The sequence below is a fragment of the Shinella sp. Sh6 genome, from assembly GCF_055392685.1.
The window spans coordinates 771,857-781,881 of sequence record NZ_AP044006.1 but is presented as its reverse complement, the minus strand read 5'-3'; the positions used below and the strand labels follow the sequence as shown (position 1 = coordinate 781,881).

The 10,025-nt window shown below is 67.2% G+C and carries 7 protein-coding genes; 5 read left to right on the top strand and 2 right to left on the bottom strand.

All coding sequences use genetic code 11. From position 1 onward, the window contains the following. Window positions 1-123: 123 nt before the first annotated feature. The 5 genes from ACZ5TO_RS22130 to ACZ5TO_RS22110 all read left to right on the top strand — a co-directional run bounded on the left by ACZ5TO_RS22130 (window position 124) and on the right by ACZ5TO_RS22110 (window position 7,792). Window positions 124-2,136 (top strand): methyl-accepting chemotaxis protein, encoded by a 2,013-nt coding sequence (locus tag ACZ5TO_RS22130; protein ID WP_464800717.1) that lies wholly within the window; start codon window positions 124-126, stop codon window positions 2,134-2,136. A gap of 134 nt (window positions 2,137-2,270) precedes the next feature. Continuing rightward, window positions 2,271-3,113: a LysR family transcriptional regulator gene (locus ACZ5TO_RS22125; protein ID WP_464800716.1), complete on the top strand. Its 843-nt coding sequence runs from the start codon at window positions 2,271-2,273 to the stop codon at window positions 3,111-3,113. Between the two features lie 254 nt (window positions 3,114-3,367). Then, on the top strand, window positions 3,368-5,170 hold the full coding sequence (locus ACZ5TO_RS22120) for an assimilatory sulfite reductase (NADPH) flavoprotein subunit (protein WP_464800715.1): 1,803 nt from the start codon (window positions 3,368-3,370) through the stop codon (window positions 5,168-5,170). Window positions 5,171-5,178: 8 nt separating this feature from the next. Continuing rightward, window positions 5,179-6,909, top strand: a complete 1,731-nt coding sequence (locus ACZ5TO_RS22115) for an NADPH-dependent assimilatory sulfite reductase hemoprotein subunit (protein WP_464800714.1) — start codon at window positions 5,179-5,181, stop codon at window positions 6,907-6,909. Window positions 6,910-6,925: 16 nt separating this feature from the next. After that, a complete protein-coding gene (locus tag ACZ5TO_RS22110) occupies window positions 6,926-7,792 on the top strand; it encodes a sulfurtransferase (RefSeq protein WP_464800713.1) in 867 nt (288 codons plus the stop codon). 2 nt (window positions 7,793-7,794) lie between these two features. Here ACZ5TO_RS22110 and ACZ5TO_RS22105 read toward each other — a convergent pair whose 3' ends face one another. Beyond that, a complete protein-coding gene (locus tag ACZ5TO_RS22105) occupies window positions 7,795-9,156 on the bottom strand; it encodes an amidase (RefSeq protein ID WP_464800712.1) in 1,362 nt (453 codons plus the stop codon). A 49-nt stretch (window positions 9,157-9,205) separates the two neighbouring features. Continuing rightward, on the bottom strand, window positions 9,206-10,003 hold the full coding sequence (locus ACZ5TO_RS22100; RefSeq protein WP_464800711.1) for a pseudouridine synthase: 798 nt from the start codon (window positions 10,001-10,003) through the stop codon (window positions 9,206-9,208). Window positions 10,004-10,025: the final 22 nt, after the last annotated feature.

Here is a 10,025-nt window from a genome sequence, read left to right as displayed (position 1 = left end):
CCGACAGTCTATAGTTATTCCGGCGATGCTGCCGGCGTTGCACTCATCGGTGGCATGTCTTCGTGACGTCCGAAATGATTTCGGCGCGGCAGGAAAGGTGTGTCCACGTCGGGAATGACCATCATGAAAATCAAGACGCAATTCATCGCCCTGGCGTCGGCTACCGGCGTGGTGATGGCAGGGCTCGTGGTGAGCCTCTGGGAATATGCCGGCGCAGCCGACGACGTCACCCGGGCCTACGACCAGAAATACCAGTCCTATGTGCTCGCCGACGGCTTCCGGCAATCATCGGACGACCTGACGCGCATGATGCGCACCTATGCCGAGACGGGCGATCCGGCCTTCAAGGACCAGTACAACGCCGTCATCGAAATCCGCAACGGCACGCGTCCGCGGCCGGAAGGTTATGAACGGATCTACTGGGACTTCGTCGCCGGGGGCGTCGCCAAGCCGCGGCCGGACGGCCCGGCCGTCTCGCTGCACGACCTGATGAAGCAGGCCGGCTTCACCGACGAGGAATTCGGCCTTCTCGACGAGGCCGGCAAGCGCTCGGACGCGCTCATCAAGCTGGAGACCGAGGCGATGACCCTGGTCGACAACGCCGCCACCCTCGGCCCGCAAGCGCGCGAAAAAGCGACCCGGATGCTCAACTCGCCCGACTATCACAAGTTCAAGGCCAACGTGATGCAGCCGGTCGATACCTTCTTCGAGAAGATGGAGGCGCGCACGCAAAGCGTCATCGACGAGGCCAACGGCCGGGCCGGCCTCTGTTGGACGCTGATCGTCACGGCCATGTCCGCGTTGGCGCTGATGTTCTCCATCGTCGGCTACGTGACGTTCAGGCGCATCATCGGCGGCATGTCGCGCCTCGGCGCATCCATGGGCCTCGTCGCCGACGGTCAGCTCGACACCGAGATCGTCCTTGCCCGCAACAATGACGAGATCGGCGACATGGGCAAGGCGCTCGAAGTGTTCCGCCAGAGCGCCATCGCCAACCGGCGCCTGGAGGAGGAAGCGGTGGAAGGCCGCAAGCGCGCCGAAGCCGAACGGATCGCCATGCAGGAAAAGGCCGAGGCCGATGCGGCCGAACGGCTGCGCGTGGCCACCTCCGGCCTTGCGGCGGGCCTGAAGCGCCTCGCCGCCGGTGACCTCGCCTTCCAGATCGACGAAATCTTCGCGCCCGATTTCGAGCCGCTGCGCCAAGACTTCAACCAGTCGGTCGCCCAGCTCGCCACGACGCTCAGCGATATATCGAACGCCATCTCGACGCTCGACAACGGCACGCGGGAAATCGCCGCCGGCACGGACGATCTTTCCAAACGCACCGAGCAGCAGGCGGCCTCGCTCGAGGAAACCGCGGCAGCACTCGACGAGATCACCGTCAACGTCGCCAATTCCAGCAAGCGCACGGAGGAGGCGCGCAGCGTCGCGGGGCAGGCCAACCACGCCGCCGCCCAGTCCGCCGAAGTGGTCTCCTACGCGGAGGAAGCGATGCGCAAGATCGAGGAGAGCGCCCAGCAGATCTCCAACATCATCGGCGTGATCGACGAGATCGCCTTCCAGACGAACCTTCTGGCGCTGAATGCCGGGGTGGAAGCGGCGCGCGCGGGCGAGGCCGGCAAGGGCTTTGCCGTCGTCGCCCAGGAGGTGCGCGAGCTCGCCCAGCGCTCCGCACAGGCGGCAAAGGAGATCAAGGAGCTGATCCACAACTCCTCCACCGAGGTGGACAACGGCGTGAAGCTGGTGCGCGATGCGGGTTCGGCGCTGAAGACCATCAGCGGGTTCATCATCGAGATCAACACGCACATGGAATCCATCGCAACGTCCGCGAAGGAGCAGTCCGTCGGGCTTGCGGAGGTCAACACCGCCGTCAACGCCATGGACCAGACGACGCAGCAGAACGCGGCGATGGTGGAAGAATCCAACGCCGCATCCAATACGCTGGCGACGGAAGCGGTGCGCCTTCGCGACCTCGTCGGCCGGTTCCGCCTCGCCGGCATGCCGGCGGCGAAAGCGACATCCGGGCAGGCCGCACGCCCGCAGGCCTCCCCTGCCCGCACGCTCGGCCGCAAGGTCGCCGCCGCTTTCAGCGGCAATGCGGCCCTCGACACCCGGGCGGAATGGCAGGAGTTCTGACCGCCCCGGCGGAAAGCCGCCAGACTGAACCCGCCTGCGAAATATCGCGGGCGGGTTTTCGCATTCCCGAATGGGCTTTCGGATGAAAAGGACTATAGTATCAGGACAAAAAAATTGCACTGAAGGATGACTGCATGGATATCGACCGGGCGCGCACCTTTCTGGAGATCGTGCATACCGGCAGCTTCCTGAAGGCATCCGAACGGCTGCATATCACCCAGACGACGGTGAGCGCGCGCATCCGCACGCTGGAGGAGGCGCTGGGCCGCAAGCTCTTCGTGCGCACGCGCAACGGCGCGGCGCTCACGCCGGCGGGCCGCGAATTCGAGCGTTTCGCGCAGTCCTTCGTGCAGGTGTGGGAGCGGGCGCGCCAGCAGCTCACCGTACCGCCCGGCCGCACCGCGGTCGTGGCTGTCGGCGGGGAGATGAGCCTGTGGAACCCGCTCATGCTGGAATGGCTCGTCTGGATGAAGGGCAATTGCCCGCATATCGCCGTCCACGCCCGCGTCGGCATTCCCGACCAGTTGCTGGAGCAGCTGCGCACGGGCGTGCTCGATGTCGCCGTGCTCTATGCGCCGAAGCTGATGCCCGGCTTCCGGATCGATCTCCTGGAGGAAGAGCAGCTCATCCTGGTGCAGAACGTCGCCGGCCTGAAGGAAGGCGAGGAACCGGACCATGTGCGCGTCGAATGGGGCACGCAATTCGCCGGCCAGTCCGGTTTCGGGCAGGCCGGTTTCGCCGAGCCGGCGCTTCAGGTGGATTTCGGTCTGCTTGCCCTTCACTATATCCTGCGCGTCGGCGGCACGGGCTATTTCCGCAAGGGAACGGTGGCGCCCTATCTTGCGGCGGGCACGCTCGAAAGGGTCGAAGGCGCGCCCGAATTCACCTATCCCGTCTATGCCGTCTATGCGGAATCGTCGGAAGGACGCCGGGACGTACAGGACGCCCTTTCCGGCCTGAAGCAGGTTTCCGCCTAGCCGGACGGCCGAAAAGGCGAAAAAAGTTGCACTTCGGCAAAGGGAACGTTATCCCAAGAAATCCGCTCGCGGCAAAACGCCTGAAACGCCCTTCCCCACCCCTTTGGAACACGCGTCTCAAGATGGATTGACTGCAATTTTCTTGCAGTCAGCGGACAATATCATTCGTTTGTCACACCTCAGAACGGCCGCCAATAGTGCCCGCGAACTCTTTGGAAATGCCGGTTTTCCGGCCTCAGGAGGCGAGCGGACGCATGACTCTCTTGGAATTCAACGGACCTGGGCTGAACGAAGAACAGTGGAAGACGGTGCGCACCGTCGCCACCCAGCTCAAGCCCCAGCAGGCGCTCTGGCTGAGCGGCTATTTCGCCGGCCTTGCCGATGCCGGCCGTCCCGATGCGGCCCATCTCGTGCCCGCCGGCCTCGATCCGGCGCCGGTCGCCGCGGCCGCTCCCGTGCGCACGCTCACCATCCTCTACGGCAGCGAGACCGGCAACGGCAAGGGCGTCGCCATCCGCCTTGCCGAAGCGGCACGCGCGGCCGGTTTCGCCCCGGTCCTCGCCGACATGGCCGACTACAAGCCGCGCCGGCTGAAGGAGGAGCAGGACCTTCTCATCGTCGCCTCCACCCATGGCGAGGGCGCGCCGCCGACCTCCGCCGCCGGCTTCTTCGAATTCGTCGAAAGCCGCAAGGCGCCCAAGCTCGAGGGCCTGCGCTATGCCGTGCTGGCGCTCGGCGATTCCACCTACGAATTCTTCTGCGGCGCGGGCCGGCGGATCGACGAGCGCCTTGCCGAGCTCGGCGCCGAGCGCCTGCATGATCGCGTCGACTGCGACGTCGACTACGACGACCCGGCCGCCGCCTGGATCGATGCGGCCGTGGGCCTGCTCGCCCCGCCGCGCTCCGTCGCCGCGACACCCGCCGCCAGCCCGGCCGTATCCGCTGCCACAGCCTACGACAAGCGCAACCCCTTCACGGCCATCGTCATCGAGAACCTGGCGCTCACCGGCCGGGGATCGAGCAAGGAGACGCGGCATATCGAACTCTCGCTGGAGGGCTCCGGCCTCTCCTTCGCGCCAGGCGACGCCCTCGGCATCGTGCCGCGCAACGATCCGACACTCGTCGAAAGCCTCCTGTCGGCGCTCGATCTTTCCGGCGCCGAGCCCCTGACGCTCAAGGGCGAGGCGACGACGCTCAGCGAGGCGCTCGGTGGCGTTCTGGAAATCACCGCCGCTACCCCGCGCTTCCTCGACCAATGGGCCGAGGTGACCGGCTCGGCGGAGCTGAAGGAACTGACGGGCGATGCCCGCTCGGCATTCCTGCGCGAAAACCACGTCATCGATATCGTGCGCCGCTTCCCGGTAAGGGGTGTCGATGCGGCGGCGCTCGCCGCCGGCCTTCGTCCGCTCCAGCCGCGGCTCTATTCCATCGCCTCCTCCGCGACGGCCGTTCCCGACGAGGTCCATCTGACGGTCTCCACCGTGCAGTATGCAATGAACGGCGAGGAGCGTTTCGGCGTCGCCTCCGGCCAGTTCTCGCGCCGCGCCGGGCCGGAAACCGTCCTGCCCGTCTATGTGCAGGAGAACCCGCGCTTCCGCCTGCCGGCGGGCGATGCGCCGATCATCATGATCGGCGCGGGCACGGGCGTCGCCCCCTACCGCGCCTTCCTCCAGGAACGCGAGGCGCAGGGCGCGGACGGCCGCGCGTGGCTGTTCTTCGGCGAGCGCAACTTCGACAGCGACTTCCTCTACCAGACGGAATGGCAGGGTTTCCTGAAGGACGGCGTGCTCTCCCGCATGAACGTCGCCTTCTCGCGCGACGGGGCGGAGAAGACCTATGTGCAGCACCGGCTGCTGGAAGAGGCCCGCGACGTCTATGCGTGGCTGGAAGAGGGCGCGCATCTCTATGTCTGCGGCGACGGCTCGAAGCTCGCGCCCGACGTCCACCGCGCCCTCCTGACGATCGTCATCGAGCAGAGCGGGCGTGGCAAGGCTGCCGCCGAGGAATACCTCGCCGCGCTGCAGGAAAGCCGCCGCTATCAGATCGACGTCTATTGAGGCCCGACATGACCCTTCTTGAAACCGACCGCAGCCACGACATCTCCCAGCCCCTCGAAAGGCTCACGCCGGACGAGACGATGAAGGCAAACAGCGACCAGCTGCGCGGCACCATCGCCGAGGGGCTCGCTGCGCCGCTGACGGCCGCCGTTCCCGGCGACGACATCAAGCTGATGAAGTTCCACGGCGTCTACCAGCAGGACGACCGCGACATCCGCGACGAGCGGCGCCGGCAGAAGCTGGAGCCCGCCTATCGCTTCATGGCGCGCGTGCGCCTTCCCGGTGGCGTGCTGACACCCGCGCAATGGCTGAAGCTCGATGCGCTGGGACGTGCCTATGCCGGCGACATGCTGCGCCTGACGACGCGCCAGACCTTCCAGTTCCACTATATCCACAAGAAGAACCTGCGCGCCGTCATGCAGGGGCTGAACGACGTCGCGCTCGACACCAAGGCGGCCTGTGGCGACGATGCGCGCGGCGTGATGGCCTCGATCAATCCCGAGCTTTCGGCGCTGCACGCCGAGGTCTACGCGCTCGCCAAGGGCGCAAGCGACCACGCCACGCCGAAGACCGGCGCCTATCCCGAGATCTGGTACGGCGAGGAGCGCCAGACAAAGGGCGACGGGCCGGAAGAGCCGATGTACGGGCGCACCTACATGCCGCGCAAGTTCAAGATCGGCTTCGTCATCCCGCCCGTCAACGATATCGACGTCTACGCGCAGGACCTCGGCTTCATCGCCATCGTCGAAAAGGGCCGGCTCCTCGGCTTCAACGTGGCGGTCGGCGGCGGCATGGGGCGGACGGACCAGGCGCCGAAGACCTATCCGCGCCTTGCCAGCGTCATCGGCTTCGTTGCCAAGGACAAGGTGATCGAGACCTGCGATGCCGTCATGGGCGTGCAGCGCGACTACGGCGACCGCGCCGACCGCAGCCGCGCCCGCTTCAAGTATACGGTGGACGACAAGGGGCTCGACTGGATCAAGGCGGCGATCGAGGACCGGCTGGGCTTCGCCCTCGGCGAGGCGCGCGCCTACGCCTTCACCACCAACGGCGACACGCTCGGCTGGCAGCGCGGCGAGGACGGGCGCGAGCACTATACGCTGCGCATCGAGAACGGCCGCGTGAAGAATTTCGAGAACCTCGCGCTCTTCGACGGCATACGCGCCATTGCCGAGGCTCATCGCGGCACCTTCCGCGTGACGCCCAACCAGAACCTCATCATCGCCGAGGTGGACCCCGCCGACCAGCCGAAGATCGAAGCGCTCCTGAAGGCGCACGGGCTCGACAGGCTCAACGGCGGCAGCGGCCTCCGGCGCAATTCCATGGCCTGCGTGGCGCTGCCGACCTGCGGCCTCGCCATGGCCGAGAGCGAGCGTTACCTGCCGACGCTGATCACGAAGATCGACGCCATCCTCGCCGAGCACGGCCTGTCGGACGAGCCCATCACCATCCGCATGACCGGCTGTCCGAACGGCTGCGCACGGCCCTACATCGCCGAGATCGCGCTGACGGGCCGCGCGCCCGGCAAGTACAACCTCTATCTCGGCGGCGGTTTTGCCGGCCAGCGCCTCAACAAGATGGTGCTGGAGAACGTGGCAGAGCCGGCGATCCTCGAGCTTCTCGGCACGGTGATCGGCCACTTCGCCCGCGAGCGGCAACCGGGCGAGCATTTCGGCGATTTCGCCATCCGCGCCGGCTACGTGGCCGAGGTCACGGAAGGCCGCCATTTCAACGACTGACGGAAAGGAAAGCATCATGACGAAAGCAGCAACCGATTCGCTTGTGACCGTGGACTGGCTGAAGGACCATCTCGACGATCCCAAGGTGCGGGTCTTCGAGGTGAGCGTCGATACCGGCGTCTACGAGAAGGGCCATATCCCCGGCGCCGTCGACCTCAACTGGCACACGGACCTCGTCGACACCGTCAACCGCGACATCGCCTCGCGTGAGAAATTGCAGGAGCAGCTTCGCCGGGCGGGCGTCGACAAGGATACGACCGTCATCATCTACGGCGACCACAACAACTGGTTCGCCGCCTGGGGCGTCTGGGTGCTCGACGTCTACGGCTTCGGCGAGCGGGCCAAGTTGCTCGACGGCGGCCGCAAGCTGTGGGAAGCCCGCGGCCTGCCGCTGACGGCCGAGGTGCCCGCCTACGAGGCGACCAGCCTCGAACTGCCCGAGCGCGACAACAGCCTGCGCGCCCGCCTCGTCAACACGCTCGACTTCGCCGAGGGCCGCATCGACGGCAAGCTGGTCGACATCCGCTCGCCCGACGAATATCTCGGCAAGGTCTTCGCGCCGGAAGGCGTCAAGGAACTGTCGATCCGCGCCGGCCACATCCCCGGCGCCGAGAACGTGCCGTGGGCGACCATCGTCAACGAGGACGGCACCTACAAGCCGCTCGACGAGATCCGCCGCATCTATGCCGAAAAGGGCATCGACGGCACCAAGCCGGTCATCACCTATTGCCGCATCGGCGAGCGCTCCAGCCACACCTGGTTCGCGCTGAAGCGCCTGCTCGGCTACGACGCCCGCAATTATGACGGCTCCTGGACCGAATACGGCAACGCCGTCGGCGTGCCGGTCGTCAACAAGACCGGCACCGTCTGGCTCGGCAAGTAAGCCTAGCCGAGAAGCCCTTCGACAACGGAGGCGACGGCGAGAACCCGCGCGTCGCTTCCCCTCGGCCCCGAGACGAGGAGGCCCGCCGGCATGCCGGCGGCACCCGTCCCGCAGGGCAGCGAGACGCCGCACCAGTCGAGGAAATTGCCAACGAGCGTATTGCGCAGCGTCTTGCCGTTCACCGCAAAGAACAGGTCCTCATCGTCCACCAGCGGCTGGGTGAGCGGGGCGACATGCGGCAGCGTCGGGCTGATCAGCAGGCTTTCCGGCCCGAGCCGCGCTTCGACGGCGGTCGTCAGCCTTTCGCGGGCGGCCTGCGTTTCCAGATAGTCGGCCAGCGTGATCTTCTCGCCGAGCAGCGTGCGCTTGACGACGCGCGGGTCCATGCCTGCGGCCGCTTCGCCCTTGATGCGCTCGCGGTGGAGCACGAAGGCCTCGGCCGTAACCAGCGCACCGTGCCGCGCCATCACCGCGAAGATCTCGGCAAATTCCGGGAAGGCCTCGCGGCGGATGCGCGCGCCGGCCTTCGCCAGCCGTTCGACGCCGGCCTCGAAGACCGCGACCACCTCCGGCTCCGCACCATCGAAGAACACGGTCTCGGGGATCACAAGGGAAAGCCCGGCAAGGTCGGCGCGCGGCAGCGCTTCGCTGGCCGGTCGGCCGCGCATGGCGGCATCCACCCAGACGGCATCCTGCACGGTGCGGCAGAGCGGCCCGAGCGAATCGAGGGTGCGGGCGAGCGGGAAGACGCCCTCCATGGAATAGCGCCCGCGCGAGGCCTTGTAGCCGACGATGCCGGTGAAGGCGGCCGGGATGCGCACCGAGCCGCCGGTATCCGTGCCGATGGAGACGGGAACGAGGCCGGCAGCGACGGCAGCCGCCGAGCCCGAGGACGAGCCGCCGGGAATGCGGTGCTCGCCGGCCGGCGCTGCCGGATTGCGCGGCGTGCCGTAATGCGGGTTGATGCCGAGGCCGGAAAAGGCGAACTCGCTCATGTTGACCCGCCCGATGCTGACCATACCGGCCCCGGCCAGCGCCCGCACCACGGCCGCGTCCCGTTCGGCGGGCGCCGCGTCCGCCAGCACGCGCGAGCCGGCCGTCGTCGGCAGGCCCGCCATGTCGAAGAGGTCCTTCCAGGCGATCGGCAAGCCGTCGAGCACGCCGAGCGAGCGGCCCTCACGCAGCCGTCGGCGGGAGGCCTCGGCCTCCGCCCTCGCCCGCTCCTTCGTCAGCACCGTGAAGACCGCCTTGTCGGGGTACACTTCCACCGCGTCCAGCGTCTCCTCCAGCAGCGCGACAGGATCGAGCGCGCCCGATTGCAGAAGCACGGAAAGCTGGGCGATGGAACGCGGATTGGCAGGCATTGTCGAATGTCCTCTTCTGCACGCCGCAAGGCATGGCGGCAATTGTCTTTCACAAAGCGGTTTTCCCGGCAAGGCGGCGAAGGTCCGCCACCTCCGCTTCCGTCAGCGGCCGCACGGTGCCCTTTTCAAGGTCGCCGAGGGCGAGATTGCCGATGGAGACGCGCAGGAGGCGAAGGCAGGCAATATCCAGCGCCTCCAGCATCCGCCGGATCTGGCGGTTGCGCCCCTCCTCCAGTTCGATCTCCAGCCAGGCATTCCGCCCGCCTTCGCGAAGGAGGTGCGCGCGCCTCGCCCGCAGGAACTCGCCGTCATGCCGCACGCCCGCCGTCAGGGCGTCCAGCGCCGCGGCATCGACATGCCGGTCCACCTGCACATGGTAGGTCTTCGCCACATGGGTCTCGGGATCGAGCAGCGCCTGGGAAAATTCCGTGTCATTGGTGAAGAGCAGCAGCCCCTCGCTCGCCTTGTCGAGCCGGCCGACCGGCGAAAGATGGGTGTGGTCGAGCCCGGCAAGGCACTCGTAGACCGTCGGGCGGCCCTGCGGGTCGTGCCGGGTGGTGACAAGGCCGCGCGGCTTGTTCAGCATCAGGTAGACGCGCTTTTCGGCGGTCACCCGCCTGCCGTCGACGGCGATGGCCGCCGTCTCCACGTCGACCCAGGTTTCAAGGCTCGTCGCAATACGCCCGTCGACGCTCACCCGTCCGGCCCGCACCAGCTCTTCGGCCTGCGTGCGTGAACAGAAGCCGAGCTTGGAGAGCGCCCGCGGCAGGGTCGCGCGCTTGCCGGCGGGCGCGGGCGGCGCCTTGCGGCCGGCGGCGGATTTCTGCCCTTTGCGGATGTCTTTCATGATGGCGCCCTTGAAGCCGTGC

Coding starts and splice junctions, on each gene's coding strand:
- ACZ5TO_RS22100 (WP_464800711.1), bottom strand. CDS start 10,003: ATGAAAGACATCCGCAAAGGGCAGAAATCCGCCGCCGGCCGCAAGGCG.
- ACZ5TO_RS22115 (WP_464800714.1), top strand. CDS start 5,179: ATGACCCTTCTTGAAACCGACCGCAGCCACGACATCTCCCAGCCCCTC.
- ACZ5TO_RS22120 (WP_464800715.1), top strand. CDS start 3,368: ATGACTCTCTTGGAATTCAACGGACCTGGGCTGAACGAAGAACAGTGG.
- ACZ5TO_RS22105 (WP_464800712.1), bottom strand. CDS start 9,156: ATGCCTGCCAATCCGCGTTCCATCGCCCAGCTTTCCGTGCTTCTGCAA.
- ACZ5TO_RS22130 (WP_464800717.1), top strand. CDS start 124: ATGAAAATCAAGACGCAATTCATCGCCCTGGCGTCGGCTACCGGCGTG.
- ACZ5TO_RS22125 (WP_464800716.1), top strand. CDS start 2,271: ATGGATATCGACCGGGCGCGCACCTTTCTGGAGATCGTGCATACCGGC.
- ACZ5TO_RS22110 (WP_464800713.1), top strand. CDS start 6,926: ATGACGAAAGCAGCAACCGATTCGCTTGTGACCGTGGACTGGCTGAAG.